The organism is Pseudomonas bananamidigenes, from assembly GCF_001679645.1.
Classification (GTDB): domain Bacteria; phylum Pseudomonadota; class Gammaproteobacteria; order Pseudomonadales; family Pseudomonadaceae; genus Aquipseudomonas; species Aquipseudomonas bananamidigenes.
In genome coordinates this window covers 72,270-88,128 of sequence record NZ_LRUN01000047.1, presented here as the reverse complement: position 1 = coordinate 88,128, position 15,859 = coordinate 72,270, and the positions used below count along the sequence as shown (strand labels likewise).

Annotated in this window: 13 protein-coding genes; 8 read left to right on the top strand and 5 right to left on the bottom strand. The window is 61.3% G+C overall.

All coding sequences use genetic code 11. From position 1 onward, the window contains the following. Positions 1-15: 15 nt before the first annotated feature. Together BBF94_RS17210 and BBF94_RS17205 are read right to left on the bottom strand one after the other, a co-directional pair. Positions 16-969: a homoserine kinase gene (locus BBF94_RS17210; protein ID WP_065260183.1), complete on the bottom strand. Its 954-nt coding sequence runs from the start codon at positions 967-969 to the stop codon at positions 16-18. Between the two features lie 60 nt (positions 970-1,029). Continuing rightward, complete coding sequence (locus BBF94_RS17205) at positions 1,030-1,320, bottom strand: DUF2782 domain-containing protein (protein ID WP_065260182.1); 291 nt, start codon at positions 1,318-1,320, stop codon at positions 1,030-1,032. 74 nt (positions 1,321-1,394) lie between these two features. Here BBF94_RS17205 and polA point away from each other — a divergent pair, with 74 nt between their 5' ends. After that, positions 1,395-4,199, top strand: coding sequence for a DNA polymerase I (gene polA / locus BBF94_RS17200; RefSeq protein WP_065260181.1), 2,805 nt, complete (start codon positions 1,395-1,397; stop codon positions 4,197-4,199). A 283-nt stretch (positions 4,200-4,482) separates the two neighbouring features. Here the strand turns inward: polA and yihA are convergent, their stop codons facing one another. Next, a complete protein-coding gene (yihA, locus tag BBF94_RS17195) occupies positions 4,483-5,127 on the bottom strand; it encodes a ribosome biogenesis GTP-binding protein YihA/YsxC (protein ID WP_065260180.1) in 645 nt (214 codons plus the stop codon). A 191-nt stretch (positions 5,128-5,318) separates the two neighbouring features. Here yihA and BBF94_RS17190 point away from each other — a divergent pair, with 191 nt between their 5' ends. The 7 genes from BBF94_RS17190 to BBF94_RS17160 all read left to right on the top strand — a co-directional run bounded on the left by BBF94_RS17190 (position 5,319) and on the right by BBF94_RS17160 (position 12,650). Further along, the gene (locus BBF94_RS17190; protein WP_065260179.1) at positions 5,319-5,624 is read left to right on the top strand and encodes a c-type cytochrome; all 306 of its coding nucleotides are present in this window, start codon (positions 5,319-5,321) and stop codon (positions 5,622-5,624) included. Positions 5,625-5,656: 32 nt separating this feature from the next. Further along, positions 5,657-6,268, top strand: coding sequence for a c-type cytochrome (locus BBF94_RS17185; protein ID WP_065260178.1), 612 nt, complete (start codon positions 5,657-5,659; stop codon positions 6,266-6,268). 211 nt (positions 6,269-6,479) lie between these two features. Continuing rightward, complete coding sequence (locus tag BBF94_RS17180; protein ID WP_065260177.1) at positions 6,480-7,121, top strand: thiol:disulfide interchange protein DsbA/DsbL; 642 nt, start codon at positions 6,480-6,482, stop codon at positions 7,119-7,121. A 14-nt stretch (positions 7,122-7,135) separates the two neighbouring features. Continuing rightward, a complete protein-coding gene (locus BBF94_RS17175; RefSeq protein ID WP_065260176.1) occupies positions 7,136-8,014 on the top strand; it encodes an endonuclease/exonuclease/phosphatase family protein in 879 nt (292 codons plus the stop codon). Then, positions 8,011-10,080 (top strand): GGDEF domain-containing protein, encoded by a 2,070-nt coding sequence (locus BBF94_RS17170; protein WP_065260175.1) that lies wholly within the window; start codon positions 8,011-8,013, stop codon positions 10,078-10,080. Before BBF94_RS17175 ends, BBF94_RS17170 begins: the two co-directional genes overlap by 4 nt. Before the next feature lie 102 nt (positions 10,081-10,182). Then, positions 10,183-10,962, top strand: a complete 780-nt coding sequence (locus tag BBF94_RS17165; RefSeq protein WP_065260174.1) for an N-acetylmuramoyl-L-alanine amidase — start codon at positions 10,183-10,185, stop codon at positions 10,960-10,962. Positions 10,963-11,036: 74 nt separating this feature from the next. Continuing rightward, a complete protein-coding gene (locus BBF94_RS17160) occupies positions 11,037-12,650 on the top strand; it encodes an EAL domain-containing protein (protein ID WP_065260173.1) in 1,614 nt (537 codons plus the stop codon). Here the strand turns inward: BBF94_RS17160 and BBF94_RS17155 are convergent. Continuing rightward, positions 12,647-14,437, bottom strand: coding sequence for a KinB sensor domain-containing domain (locus tag BBF94_RS17155; protein WP_065260172.1), 1,791 nt, complete (start codon positions 14,435-14,437; stop codon positions 12,647-12,649). The genes BBF94_RS17160 and BBF94_RS17155 overlap by 4 nt on opposite strands. 10 nt (positions 14,438-14,447) lie before the next feature. Next, positions 14,448-15,794, bottom strand: coding sequence for a sigma-54-dependent response regulator transcription factor AlgB (gene algB, locus BBF94_RS17150; RefSeq protein ID WP_025112294.1), 1,347 nt, complete (start codon positions 15,792-15,794; stop codon positions 14,448-14,450). Positions 15,795-15,859 lie beyond the last annotated feature (65 nt).

Below are 15,859 nucleotides of genomic sequence, written 5' to 3'. Positions count from 1 at the left end.
CTGCTCGCGAAGCTTTTAAAGGGCGAAAGGCAAAGGTAAGTGGACCTGTTGCCGCTGCGCCAGCCGCTGCTCGAACTCTTTCGGATCGTGAATCAGCACGTCCTGCCCGGCGAATGACTCCGCCGCGATCAACCGCGACAGCCAGAACCGCACGCACGCCACTCGGAGCATGGTCGGCCACAACTCGGCCTCGGCCGCCGTAAATGGACGCAGTGCCGCATAGGCGCCCAGGAATGCCCGCGCACGCGGGCCGTCGATCAGGCCGTCATCGTCCGAGCACCAGTCGTTCAAGGCAATCGCCACGTCGTAGAGCATCGGCCCGGAGCAGGCGTTGTAGAAGTCGATCAACCCGGTCAGGTGCGTGCCTTCGAACATCGCGTTGTCGCGGAACAGGTCGGCGTGGATGTTCGCCCGAGGCAGCGCGAGAATTTTCTCTTTCTGTTGGGTGATTTCGTCCAGCGCGGTCTGCAGCAGCGCACGCGGCTCATCGCCGAGGCGCGAAAGAAACTGCGTGCCCTCCTCCAGCATCCAGTCCAGGCCACGATCGGTCTTGCGCTTGATCATGCTGTCGCCCTGGGTTGCCAGGTGCAGATGGGCCTGCAAATCACCGACCTGCGCGCAATGCTGGGCGTTCGCCTGTTTGATGTGCTTGCCGGACAGACGCGGTTGCAGCAGCGCCGGCTTGCCTTTCAGCTCGCGCAGGGCCACACCGTCGGTGGTACGCAGTGCGTAGGGCACCGGAAGGTCGGCTTCGTGCAGAACGTCGAGCAGGTCGATGAAAAACGGCATTTCCTGCACCGGGCCGCGCTCGACCAGGGTCAGGACGAACTCGCCCTTTTCCATGCTGATGAAGAAGTTGGTGTTTTCACTGCCGGCGGCGATCCCCTGGAAATCGAGCAGACGGCCGAGCCCGTAAGGGGCGAGAAAGGTTTCCAGCTCGGACCGAGCCAGGGGGGTGAACACAGACATGGTTGAAAACTGCTCAGTTCTGGCGCCGCCATCGAGCCGGCGCCGGTTGAAATTAAGAAACTACTTCCACTCGAAAATCTTCCACGCGGGGATCAGCATATCCGGCTGGTCCGAGCGGATGAAGTTTGCATCAGTACCGTCCGCGCGCACCAGAAAATAGGGAGGGAAACCCTTCTGAGTCACCTTGATCGCGTACAGGAAACCGTTTTGCCGGTACTCCTGGATGGTTTTGTCACCCTCGGTACGGATAGTGACTTCCGGCTCCGCGGACGGCGCATCATCCGCCGCGATCGCAGGCAACGGTGAGACAGCAATCAGACTGACCAGCAGCAAGCGATTTAACGTACGCATGATAACCTTGTCCCTTTGTCGTCAACGGTCCCGCTATTCTAGCGCCGGACCCGCCGAAAAGGTTGATCCTGCTCATGAGCCAAGCCCCCCTCGTCCTGGTGGACGGTTCGTCCTACCTGTACCGCGCCTTTCACGCGCTGCCACCGCTGACCACCTCCAAAGGCATGCCGACCGGTGCGGTCAAGGGCGTGCTGAACATGCTCAAAAGCCTGCGCAAGCAGTATCCGGACAGCCCGTTCGCCGTGGTGTTCGACGCCAAGGGCGGGACATTTCGCGATGAGATGTATGCCGAATACAAGGCCAACCGCCCGAGCATGCCCGACGACATGCGTGTGCAGATCGAACCACTGCACCAGAGCGTGAAGGCGCTGGGCTTTCCGCTGCTGTGCGTCGATGGCGTCGAAGCCGATGACGTGATCGGCACCCTGGCCCGCAGCAGCGCAGCCGCTGATCGTCCGGTGATCATCTCCACCGGCGACAAGGACATGGCCCAACTGGTCGACGGGCACATTACCTTGGTCAACACCATGTCCGGCAGTTCGATGGACGTGGAGGGCGTGAAGGAGAAATTCGGCGTCGCTCCGGAGCAGATCATCGATTATCTGGCCCTGATGGGCGACTCTTCCGACAATATCCCCGGCGTTCCCGGCATCGGCCCGAAAACCGCGTCCGGGCTGCTGGTCGGTGTAAACGGCGGCCTGACCGAGCTCTACGCGCAGCTCGACATCGTGCCGACCCTGCCGATCCGCGGCGCCAAGACCCTGCCGGCCAAGCTCGAAGAACACAAGGAGATGGCATTCCTCTCCTATCAACTGGCGACCATCAAGGTCGACGTACCTCTGGATATCAGTCTCGACGACCTGCAGATGGGCCCGGAAGACCCGGCCAAGCTCTACGAGCTTTTCACCCTGCTGGAGTTCAAGAGCTGGATCAACGATCTGGAGCGCGACGCCAAACGCCAGGAACTGAGCAGCGCCGCCGCCCCGGAGCCGGTTGTCGATCTGTTCAGCGCCCCGAAAACCGAAGCCCCAGCCGCCAGCACTGAAAAGCAGTACGAAACCATCCTCGACCAGACCCGCTTTGACGTCTGGCTGGAAAAACTGAAGAAAGCCGAGCTGTTTGCCTTCGACACTGAAACCACCGGCGTCGACGCTCAGCAGGCGCAGCTGGTCGGTTTGTCGTTTGCAGTGCAGGCCAACGAAGCGGCCTACATCCCGCTGACGCATTCCTACATCGGCGTCCCGGAGCAACTGGATCGCGACACGGTGTTGCGCGCGCTCAAGCCAATCCTCGAAGACCCGAACAAACTCAAGGTCGGCCAGCACGCCAAGTTTGACATGAACATCCTGGCCAACTGCGCCATCGGTGGCGACCAGAACGAAGGCATCACCGTGCGCGGCATCGCCTTCGACACGATGCTCGAGTCCTACGTGCTCAACTCCACCGCCACCCGTCACGACATGGACAGCCTGGCGCAGAAGTACCTGGATCACACCACCGTGAGCTTCCAGGACATCGCCGGCAAAGGCGCCAAACAACTGACCTTCGACCAGATCGCTCTGGAACAGGCCGGGCCGTATGCTGCCGAAGATGCCGACGTGACCTTGCGCCTGCACCAGACGCTGTTCGAAAAGCTCAGCGCCATTCCGAGCCTGGCCAGCGTGCTGACCGACATCGAAATCCCGCTGGTGCCTGTACTTGCACGCATCGAGCGTCAGGGGGCGTTTGTCGATGCCGCGCTGCTCGGCGTACAGAGCATCGAACTGGGCGACAAGATGGTGGCGCTGGAGCGTGAAGCCTTCGAAATCGCCGGTGAAGAATTCAATCTGGGCTCGCCGAAGCAACTGGGCGTGATCCTCTACGAAAAGCTCGGCCTGCCGGTGCTGAAGAAAACCGCCAAGGGCCAGCCGTCCACTGCCGAAGAGGTGCTGGCGAAACTGGCCGAAGACGATCACCGCCTGCCAAAAGTGCTGATGGAACACCGCTCCATGAGCAAACTGAAAAGCACCTACACCGATCGCCTGCCGGAGCAGATCAATCCGCGCACCGGGCGTATCCACACCTCGTATCATCAGGCTGTGGCATCGACAGGTCGCCTGTCGTCGAGCGACCCGAACCTGCAGAACATCCCGGTGCGCACCGCCGAGGGCCGACGCATCCGTCAGGCCTTTGTCGCGCCGAAAGGCTACAACCTGCTGGCGGCGGACTACTCGCAGATCGAACTGCGGATCATGGCGCACCTGTCCCGCGACGAAGGCCTGATGAACGCCTTCCGCAACAACCTGGACGTGCACACCGCAACGGCAGCCGAAGTGTTCAAGGTCGAGCTGGGCGAAGTGACGTCCGACCAGCGCCGCAGCGCCAAGGCGATCAACTTCGGTCTGATCTACGGCATGGGCGCGCAGAAGCTGGGCAAGGACATCGGCGTCGACACCAAGACCGCCAAGGCCTACATCGACACCTACTTCGCGCGCTACCCGGGTGTTCGCGAATACATGGACCGCACTCGCGCCCAGGCAGCGGATCAGGGCTATGTGGAAACGATCTTCGGCCGTCGTCTGTACCTGCCGGACATCAACTCCAACAAGCCGCAGGAGCGCGCCGCTGCCGAACGCACGGCGATCAACGCGCCGATGCAGGGCACCGCAGCAGACATCATCAAGAAAGCCATGGTGGCGGTGGATAACTGGCTGAGCGCTTCGGGGCTGGACGCCAAAGTCATCCTGCAGGTGCATGACGAACTGGTGCTGGAGGTTCGTGAGGATCTGGTGGATCAGGTTCGCGACGAAATTCGCCTCCACATGAGCGAAGCGGCGAAGCTGGACGTGCCATTGCTGGTGGAAGTGGGCGTCGGCAACAACTGGGATGAGGCGCACTGAGGCCTCTGGGCCGTGGTTTTGCCGCGACAGGGCGTCGCGGCAAGGCCATCGACAGGGCTTAGCGCTGATCGTTCTTGAGCTTATTCCAAACTTTTTTGAAAAGAATCTGAACTAATCTTGCGACAGGCCACTCAGAGATACTGAATGGCTGGTGAAGCCCTTCGATGCTCCTATGTTGTGTTAAGTGTTGGCAGATATCTGAACCCCGCCCTAGCGGTTCGGAACTTGAACCCCGGAACTTCTCCCTCCCCATATGAAGTCCGGGGCTTTTTTTGCCTGCGATTTACTCAGCAGGCAGCTCTGCTCCCTTATCCGCCAGTTCCATCCAGCCCGCCAGTCTGGTGTAGGCCTCCTCCAGGCCCATGCGCTTTGGCGCGGAGAACAGCTGGATCGTCACCAGATCGCCCCATCCCTTGCGGATTTCCGACTGCACCTTGAGCAGCGTGTTCTTGGCTGCGCCGTAGGTCAGCTTGTCGGCCTTGGTCAGCAGGATGTGCATCGGCATGCCGGCGGCAACGGCCCAGTCGAGCATCAGCTGGTCGAAGTCGGTCATCGGGTGGCGGATATCCATCAGCAGAATCACCCCCTTCAAACTCTCGCGGCCACCCAGATAGGCTTCGAGGTGACGCTGCCAGTGTTGCTTGAGCGGGATCGGTACTTTTGCATAACCGTAGCCCGGCAGGTCGACCAGACGCCGTTCATCGTCTAGCTTGAAGAAGTTCAACAGCTGTGTGCGACCCGGGGTTTTCGAGGTGCGCGCCAGGCTGGCGTGAGTCAGGGTGTTCAGCGCGCTGGATTTACCGGCGTTGGAACGGCCGGCGAATGCCACTTCGAAGCCTTCGTCGTCGGGGCACTGATCGACCTTGGCGGCGCTGAGCATGAACGTGGACTGTTGGCACAGGCCGAGGATGGGATTCTTGAGTTGCATGGGATTTCCGATGTGGGCGGCGCCAGGATTGGGCGCGGAACGCGGTGTCGCTTCCGTTTCAGTGACGCCAGTATATAATGCCGCAGATTTTGTGTGTGCTTTGTCCCGGCGAAGGATGAAGCTCACGAGAGCGACAGACTTTGATTGCGCAACAGAACGCAGATCGCTCTCAACCCTGAAAAGGTCGTTTTATGACGAAATGGCTGCTGGCTGCCGGAGTTCTGATGCCGCTTTGCGGCGCACAGGCTACACAGGATCCGGAAGCCGTGTACAACCGTGTTTGTGGTGCCTGTCATTCCGGCCAGCTACCCATGGCGCCCGAAAGAGGCGATCAGGCAGCCTGGACGCCGAGGTTGGCGAAAGGCATGGGGACGCTGGTGCAACACGTGACCCAGGGTTTCAAGGCGATGCCGCCGCGTGGTTTGTGCATGGACTGCAGTGCCGAGGATTACCAGGCCATCATCCTCTGGATGAGCGAGAGTAAACCCGGTCCATAACTCTTAACCCTTAGCCGTAGTTGGATTAGCTGATGAACAAACTGATCGTGAGTCTGCTGTTGACCGTGGGAATCTCAGGTTTCGCCCATGCTGCAGGCGATGCCGCCGCAGGCCAGGCGAAAGCGGCCGTATGCGGGGCCTGCCATGGCCCGGATGGCAACAGCATGGCGCCAAACTTTCCAAAACTGGCCGGTCAGGGTGAACGCTACCTGACCAAGCAACTGCACGACATCAAGTCGGGCAAACGCACCGTTCTGGAAATGACCGGACTGCTGACCAACCTGAGCGATCAGGACCTCTCTGACATCGCCGCCTATTTCGCCAGCCAGAAAGGCAGCGTCGGCGCCGCCGACCCGAAAATCGTCGCTCGCGGTGAAGCCCTGTTCCGTGGCGGCAACCTGGAGAAAGGCCTGCCGGCCTGCACCGGTTGCCATTCGCCGAACGGCGCGGGCAACGCCGCCGCAGGCTTTCCGCATCTGGGTGGCCAGCACGCTCAATACATCGCCAAGCAGCTGACCGATTTCCGCAAGGAAGAAGCCGGTCGCAACAACGACGGCGATGCCATGACCATGCGCACCATCGCTCGCAAGCTGAGCGACGAGGACATCGCGGCAGTCTCCAGCTACATTCAAGGGCTGCACTGAGGCCCGGCCTGCGATGGTGATTCGAGCGTTGCGTGTGAAGAACAACCCCCACCACGTTAACGCTCGATTAATCCATTGCAGCAAGTATAAAAAGGGTGGCTTTGGCCGCCCTTTTTTGTGGCCGCTGCCGTTACACTACAGAACTCATGCCCGCCAGGATCTGTCTGAAAACAGGTCGCGCGAGGCGACCCAATTTGCCCAGGAGTAAAGCATGCGTAATCTGATCATCAGCGCCGCCCTCGTCGCTGCCAGCCTGTTCGGCGTGACGGCCCAGGCCGCCGAAGCACCTGCCGCCCCTTACGTCGAACTGAGCAACCCGGTACCGGTTGCCGTGCCTGGCAAGATCGAGGTGGTGGAGCTGTTCTGGTACGGCTGCCCGCACTGCTACGCTTTCGAGCCGGTGATCAATCCATGGGTCGAGAAACTGCCTTCCGACGTCAACTTCGTTCGCATCCCGGCCATGTTCGGCGGTCCCTGGGACGCCCACGGTCAGATGTTCCTGACCCTGGAAGCCATGGGCGTCGAACACAACGTGCACGCTGCAGTGTTCAACGCGATTCAGAAAGAACACAAGAAACTGACCGACAAGAACGACATGGCTGACTTCCTCGCCACTCAAGGCGTGGACAAGGACAAGTTCCTGGCCACTTTCGACTCCTTCGCCATCAAGGGCCAGATCGTCAAGGCTCGCGAACTGGCCAAGAAATATGAAATCTCCGGCGTTCCAACCATGATCGTCAACGGCAAATATCGCTTTGACATCGGCTCTGCCGGTGGTGCCGAAGAGGCTCTGAAACTGGCTGACCAACTGGTCGCCAAAGAGCGAGCGGCCAACAAGGCAGCCGCCAACTAAGCGCGGCAATCGCCATGCGCCGCTGGGGAACCGAACGACTCGTCGGCCTGCATGATCCGCAGGTCAACGAGCACCACCTGGAATCCACGGGCCTGCCTGCAGACAGCCGTTTGCGCTTGCTCAGCTTCAATATCCAGGTTGGCATCAGCACCGAGCGCTATCGGCACTACCTGACCCGCAGCTGGCAGCATCTGCTGCCCCATCCCGGGCGCTCCGGCAATCTGCAGAAGATCGGCAATCTGCTCGGCGACTTCGACCTGGTCGCCCTGCAGGAAGTCGATGGCGGCAGCCTGCGCTCAGGCTACGTCAATCAGGTCGAACACCTGGCCCATCTCGGCGCTTTCCCCTACTGGTATCAACAGCTCAATCGCAACCTCGGCCGACTGGCCCAGCACAGCAACGGCGTGCTCAGTCGCCTGCGCCCGTGGGCGATCGAGGACCATCCGCTGCCAGGACCAAAGGGTCGCGGGGCGATACTGGTACGCTTCGGCGAAGGTCCCGACGCGCTGGTGGTGGTGATGATGCACCTGGCGCTCGGCGCCCGGGTACGCACCATGCAATTGGCCTACATCCGCGAATTGATCGGTGGCTACCAGCATCAGGTGCTGATGGGTGACATGAACACCCACGCCAACGACCTGCTGCAACACTCACCGTTGCGCGACCTCGGGCTGCTGGCCCCGCAACTCGAAGCGACATTCCCCAGCTGGCGCCCCCAGCGCTGCCTGGACCATATTCTGCTCAGCCCGACCCTGACCCTGGAAAAGGTCGAAGTGCTGGCCCAACCGATTTCCGATCACCTGCCCGTCGCGGTAGAGATTCGTCTGCCGGGTTCGCTCACGGCCGATGCATTGCCCGCGTTGAGTCCTGCCCCTCGCGGAACGCCTGAATGAGCGACGAAGCCCAGCGCTGGAAAGAAAAATACCTCAAGAGCATCGAACAACAGGAAAAGCTGGAACGTCGATGGGACGCCCGGCTCGACCTGCTGCGCCGCGGCCTGGTGCGCAGCACCCTGGCGGCGGAAGGTACCGACCGCGTGGTCGATCAATACATGAAAGAAATGCGCGACGTGATACGCACCGACGACATGGATGCCGGCCTCGCCGCCCTGTTGCCGCGTCTGGAAAAAGCCGTGCTCGATTCCGAGCAACGTCGTGAAACCCGCATCGAACAGGTCAGCACCGCCCTCAACGCGCTGGTCACCCAGCTGCAATCGTTGCCGCTGCCCCGGGAAGTTGCTCAGCCGTTGAAGAAATTCGCCAAGCAACTCGACGGTCGAGTCAGTCAGGCCCGGGAAATGCCGCTGCTGCTCAGCGAACTCAGCGGCTTGCAGGGCAAGGCCTTGAGCCAGTTGGAGACGCCGGCTGAACCGGTACGCCCCGGCTTGTTGCAGCGTCTGTTCGGCAGCCGTGACAGCGAAGAAACGCCTGCGCCTGTGGCTCAACCTGCCGGAGCGGCTCCGGATGTTCAACCTGTGCAGTCACCCGCCGCTGCGCCTGAAGCAGTGCCAATGCAGGAAACGCCTGTCGCCTCTGCCGAGCCTGTTGCCGTTGCTGCCGCCACCCCGCCGCAAGCTTGCGCACCAACGCCCGAGCATGCGGCGGAGCCAGAGCCGGAAGTGGTCGCCTTCGAGCCTGTCAGAATCGTTCCCGAAGTCGTCCCCGCCCCCGGCGAGCCGCAGACCTTCAAACCGGAACCTGAACCACCAGCCGCCGCGCTGCCTCCGGTGTTCGCTGCGCCGACGCCAATCGCCATCAACCCTGATGAACTGATCCATCCCGGTGACAACCCACCCCCGGTCATCCTCGACAGCCTGCCCCTTCCCGAGCCTATTGCGCAGGCCCTGGCGGCCATCGATCCGGAGCAGTCCGAGCACGACATTCTCTATGCCCTGCCGGACTCGCCTGAACCGTCCTACAGCTCGGTAGCCAGACACATCGAAGACACGTTGATCGGGCTACTCGATGACCTGACCCTGCCGGAGCGCCATCGTCCGCAAGCCGAAGCCATGCGTGAACGGCTGAAAAACGGCTTGAACTGGTACGAACTGCTGCCGATCCTCGATGATCTGGCGACCTTGATGCTGGCCATCACCGACAGCGGCCAGCACGAATTCGAGGCTTATCTGCAGCAACTCAACGAACGCCTCGAAGCATTCCAGAGCAACCTGCAGGCCGCCAGCGAAGGCCATGCCGACAACAGCTCTGCAGCGCGGGCGATGGACACGCAGATTCGCGAACAGGTCGACGGTTTGCAGAACAGCGTGCAGGAAGCGGCGGACCTGGACGACCTCAAGCAGGTACTGGAAAACCATCTCGAAGGCCTGCTCGGCACGATGGACCAGCACCAGAAACAACGCGACGCCCGTGAACAGGAAGTGGCCAACCGCCTCAAAAGCCTCGCCGAACGTGTGGCCCACATGGAACAAGAAGCCCTCGGCTATCGCGAACACCTTGAAGAGCAACGCCAGAAAGCCCTGATCGACCCGCTCACCGGCCTGCCCAACCGCGCCGCCTGGAGCGAGCGTCTCGACCATGAAATAGCCCAATGGCAGCAACACGGCAATACCCTGAGCCTGGCCATGCTCGACCTCGATCACTTCAAACGAATCAATGACAACTACGGGCATCTGGCCGGCGACAAGGTGTTGAAGATCATCGCCACCGTGTTGCGCAAACGTCTGCGGGGCAACGATTTCATTGCCCGTTTCGGCGGCGAGGAGTTCGTCCTGCTGCTGCCGGCCACCCCGCCGGCTGTCGGCGTCCGGTTGCTGGAAACGCTGCGTGCCGCGATCGAGGCCTGCCCTTTTCACTTCAAGGGCGAGCGGGTGACGATCACCATTTCCATGGGGCTGGCATCGTTCAAGCCAGGAGAGCGAAGCGATCTGGTGCTCAAAAGGGCCGATCAGGCGCTGTACCGGGCAAAAAATGCGGGTCGCAACCGGGTCGAACTGGGCTGAACACAATTGTTCCATTTCATTTAAATCAGACCTTTTGCCGTTCGCAGGCAGGTCATTACGTTACACTGTTGCATTATTGTCTTGTGTGTACTGCTCTCTGCCATGAAATTCCTTGCTCTCATTGCGTCGCTGCTCATCCTGGCCGGTTGTGCCAGCGGCCCGCGCTACGACACCAGCCATCCTTCCGCCAACCACGACAGCCGCGCGCAGTTCGTGATCGTGCATTACACCTCTGCTTCCCTGCAGCGCTCGCTGCAACTGCTGACCCACGGTGAAGTCAGCAGCCACTATCTGATCGGCGACGACAAAAACGGCACAATCTACAAGCTGATGGACGAAAACCTGCGTGCCTGGCATGCGGGCGAAAGCGAATGGCAGGGGCGCACCTGGCTCAACTCCAGCTCGATCGGGATCGAAATCGTCAATCCCGGCTTCAAGGACACGCCGACCGGCCGCGTGTGGTATCCGTACAGTGAAGCGCAGGTGCAGTCGCTGATCGTGTTGCTCAGGGACATCAGCAAACGCCACGGCATCAGCCCGGACCACATCATCGGACACAGCGACATTGCACCGCTGCGCAAGCTGGATCCTGGCCCGCTGTTCCCGTGGAAACGCCTGGCTGCCGAGGGGCTGGGGCTGTGGCCCGACGAGCAGGCGGTCGCCCGCCAGCAGGTCAGATTCGACGTCGAGTTACCGAGCATCAGCTGGTTCCAGACGCAACTGGCCCGCCTGGGTTATGCAACCCCGCAAAACGGTGAACTGGACGTGGCGACCCGCCATGTACTCGCCGCCTTCCAGATGCACTTCCGCCCTTCCCGCTTCGACGGCACGCCGGATGCGCAAACGGCAGCGTTGCTGCTGGTGTTGAATCAGACAAAATAATGACGCCCGCCCGACGGTCGAGGCGAAAACGCAATCAGCAGCTATAACTCATTGGTAATTCTTCGGATATCCATATGGTTGCTACCCGAGAGGCGCTGCGCAGCTGGTTTTATCGTCCGTGGTTTCTGGCGATGCTGGCGGCTGTCCTCAGCGCCAGCCTGCTGATCACCGGCGGACTGTTCGTGGCCATGCATCAGGTCGAACAGAGCGAAAGTCAGGAAATGAACGCCCAGGGCGAGCGCTTTCTGGCTCGCCTGGAACAGCTGTTCGGCCAGTTGCGCGAAAGTCTCGACGACCTCGAAGCCCAACCGTTGCGCAGTTGCGACGACGAGATGATCGCCACGCTGCAGCAAGTGACCTTCAACTATCGCTTCGTCTATGAAGCGGCCTACATGGATGCCTCCCGCCTCTGCTCCAATCGTCCGCGCCAGGAAGGTCTGTCGGTCGTCCGTCCACCGGATATCAAAGGCCCGACCTACAGCTACTGGCTGAACACCACCACCGAACCCGATGAAAACCGGGCGGCGCTGATGCTCGGACGGGGCAACTTTCGTGTGGCCACCTCACGTGGGCACTTGACCGACATGGTCGACCTGCCCCCGGAAAGCAGCCTGCTGGTGGTGCTGGATCACGGAACCCGAGCCATTCCGGTGCTCGGCGTTCCACAGGCCTGGCCACCTGCCGAGCCATGGCCACCGAAGTCCACCGACGCGCTGCAGATAACCCAGACACAGCTCATCTACCGCATGCCGACCGACAATCCGGAATATCAATTGGTGTTGATCACACCGCGCACCGGCATGCACATTCCGGAGCTCTGGTGGTGGATGGTGCCGTTTTGTCTGTTGCTGGGGGCATTTGTCGGGGTCCTGGTGTTCTGGCTGATCCGCCAGCGTCAGTCGCTGGATGCCGAACTGCACGGGGCGATCCGCCGCGGTGAGCTTCAAGTGCTGTATCAACCGATCTTCGATCTCGACAGTCGCAATTGCGTCGGCGCCGAAGCGTTGCTGCGCTGGCGGCGACCGGACGGTACGCTGACCAGTCCCGACCTGTTCATCCCGATGGCGGAAAACACCGGGCAGATCCGCCAGATGACCGATTTCGTCCTGCAGCGCCTGCTGGAACAGCTGGGTCAACTGCTTCGGGCCAATCCACAGCTCTACATTTCGGTGAACCTGGCAGCCTGTGATGTGATGGTGCCGCGCATCGGCCAGGTCATGGCGCGGTTGCTGAGTCTGCACCGGGTAGCGGCACGGCAGATTGCATTTGAAGTGACGGAACGCGGACTGATCGATGTCGTGGTGGCCCGGGAAAACCTGCAAGCGTTACGCGATGTCGGTCACCAGGTGTTGATCGACGATTTCGGCACCGGCTATTGCAGCCTCTCCTACCTGCAGACCCTGCCGGTGGACTGTCTGAAAATCGACAAGGCGTTCATTGATGCGCTCGGACATGACGCGGCCAGCAGCGGCGTCGCCCCGCACATCATTCACATGGCTCAGGCCCTGGACCTGAAGGTCATCGCCGAGGGGATCGAACATGAATCCCAGGCCGCACTGCTGAGCAGCGAAGGCGTGAAGTTCGGCCAGGGCTGGCTGTTCGCCCAGGCCTTGAGCGCCGTGCAATTCATCGAGCTCATCACACGAGGCCGGCGGCTCGCCGGCCGCCGCATGGACGACGAAGCCTAGACCGCCAGCGCCATGTAGAACTGCGTGCCCTGCCCCGGTCGCGAGTAGACGCCCATCCGCCCGCCATGCAGCTGAACGATTTCCTTGCACAGCGCCAGTCCGAGCCCTGCGCCACCCTTTTTGCGCCCGACCTGCACGAAGGGCTCGAAGATCCGTCCCTGCTGGCCGTAGGCAATGCCTTCACCGTTGTCTTCAACGCTGATGATGACCCGCTCGCCATGGCGCCGCGCCTGCAGACGGATCAACCCGTCGCGAGCGGTGTGGCGCAAGGCGTTGTCGATAAGATTGTCGAGCACCCGATCCAGTTGCGCCTGATCGGCCTGCAAGCGCGGCAAGGGGCTCTGCACCTCGACATTCAACGCCACCCCCTTCTGCGCGGCAGCATCGGCGAACCGTGATTGCGCCTGCGTCAGCAAATCTTCGATGGAACATGGTGCCAGCGTGAGTTTCTGCAAACCGCTCTGATAGCGTGAGAAATTCAGCAGGTCGTTGATCAACTGCATCAGGCGCTGCATTTCTTCGTTGACCGTATCGAGCAGATCCGACTCGCGGGAGTCCGCCGGAAACTTCGCCCGTTCGCGAAACAGCCCGAAGGCCATGTGCATGCCGGTCACCGGCGTACGCAGCTCGTGGGAGGCGCGCAGCACGAACTCGCTGCGCACCCGCTCGAACGCACGCTGCTCGGTGACGTCGTGCAGCACCATCACTGCGCCGAGGATATGCCCTTGGGTGTGGCTGACCGGGGTCAGGCTGTAGGTCAGCAGCCGCGATTCTCCGTCGACCTCGATGCTCAAGTCTTCCGGCGCGCGCTCAAGAGTGCCGCCGCGCAATACCAGTTGCAGTTGCGCATCCAGTTCCGGACGTTGCAAGGCACTGCCCAGCCCCTCGCCGAAACGGTCGCTGTCCCAGCCCAGCTGTCGCTGTGCCACCGGGTTCAGGTGTTCCAGATGACCCTGGCGGTCAATCATCAGCAAGCCGTCATCGATACTGTCGAGCACCGCCTGCAAGCGCTGCTGACCGGCCAGCAATTCGTCGACATTGGTCGCCTGATGCTCGCGAAGGGCTTCGGCCATCAGCCCGAAACGGCGGGTCAGCAGATTGATTTCCATGGCCGAGGACACTGGCAGGGTCACTTCGAAATTGCCCTGGCCGATGCTGTCCGCCGCTTTCGCCAGCGCCTCGATCGGTGCACCGAACCGGCGGGCAATCCCCTGGGCGGTGATGAAACCGATGATCAGCACCGCCAGCCCTACCAGCCCGAGCAGACCGGCCACCAACAGCGCCCGGTCCCGGGCGTCATGCTGTACCGCGTTGATATTGTCCAGTGCGTGCTTGTGTTCGGAAATCAGACCGTTGCGCAAGACATTGAAGCGTTCGCGCAAGTCTCCCCCACCACTCAGGGCCGCGCCCGGATCGCGGTACAGGTCGAACGCCTGCAGAAAACTCAGGTAATCGGCCTTGGCCTGACGGAATCCGTACTGGCGGTCATCGTCTTTCTGCTCCTGAGCGATGCCCTCGTCGAGCAGCTCGAAGTAATGCTGCTTCGATGCTTCGAATGCCACCGGATCGGGCTTCTCGGCGAGCATCATGATCAGCTGATCGCCCAAGGTCTGGCGCAGCTTGAGGCCCAGATCGAGGGTAACGAAGTTGTTGCGGATCAGCGCTTCCTGAGTCCCGGCCATTTGCATCACGCTGACCAGCCCGAGCAGCAGCCCGAGCAAGGCCACGGTGATCAGTGCGGAAATACTCAGGAACAAGCGGGTCCGCAACTTCATCGCCAGTTTCATCGGCGGGTGCTCACAGGTTGTACTGCTTGCGCTTGCGATACAGGGTCGAGGCATCGATCCCGAGGGTCTTGGCAGCCTGGTCGAGGGTGCCGGCGGTCGCCAGCACCGCACCGATATGAGCCTTTTCCAGTTCGTCGAGGCTGAGGGCCGCGCCGACTCGCGGGGCATTGTTGGCCGGTTGTTCGGCCATGCCGAGGTGGCTGATTTCTACCCGCTCCTGCGGGCAAATGATGCTCGCCCGCTCGACCACGTTGCGCAGTTCGCGAATGTTGCCTGGCCAGCGGTAACCCAGCAGGGCTTCCCGGGCCTCGTCACTGAAGCCCCGGGCCGGGCGAGCGTATTCCTTCACAAAACGCGCGAGGAAACGGTCGGCCAGGGTCAGAATATCCTCGGCCCGTTCGCGCAAGGGCGGCAGATGCAGCGTGATGACGTTCAGGCGATACAGCAGGTCTTCACGGAAACGACCGTCACGCACCATGTCCTCAAGATTGAGGTTGGTGGCCGCGAGGATGCGCACGTCGGCGCGGCGGGTGACCGGGTCCCCTACCCGCTCGTATTCCTTATCCTGAATAAATCGCAGCAACTTTGGCTGCAACGTCAGTGGAAAATCGCCGATCTCGTCAAGAAACAGCGTTCCACCATCGGCCTGATTGACCCGCCCCAAGGTGCTTTCGCTGGCGCCGGTGAACGCACCGCGACTGTGACCGAACAGCTCGCTTTCCATCAGTTCCGCAGTCAGGGACGGGCAATTGATGGTGACGCAGGATTTCTTCTCGCGTTTGCTCCAACCGTGAATGGCCCGGGCCAGTTCACCTTTACCGGTACCGGACTCGCCGAGGATCAGGATATTGGCATCGGTACTCGCCACTTGCCGTGCCGTTTCCAGTACGACTTTCATCGCCGGGCTGTGGGAATCCAGGCCGTCCTTTGGCTTGCGGATCTCGCCTTCAAGGGCTTCCAGACGCGCCGAGAGCTGGCGCACTTCGAGCTGCTTGGCGGTGGCCAGACGCAACTGGTCCGGGCTGCACGGTTTGACCAGATAGTCGGCGGCGCCGGCCTGAATGGCATCAACCGCCGTGTCGACGGCCGAATGGGCGGTGACGATCACCACCCGCATCCAGGGCGCCTGAATGCGCATCTGCGCCAGCACGTCGAGACCGTTGTCTTCACCAAGACGCAGATCGAGGAAGCACAGGTCGAATACCTGACGCTGCAACAACGCATCGGCCTGAGCTGCGCTGTTGGCGGTGGCGACGGTATAGCCTTCGTCTTCGAGGCAATAACGGAAAGTTCGCAGGATGGCGGACTCATCGTCCACCAGCAGAATGCGGCCTTGATGCTCAGTGGCTGATTCCATGTTTCCTACGCTCCATAAATGAATGTCTTGAGTTAGTCCCGGAAAAATCGGGCAAGTTGCATGGT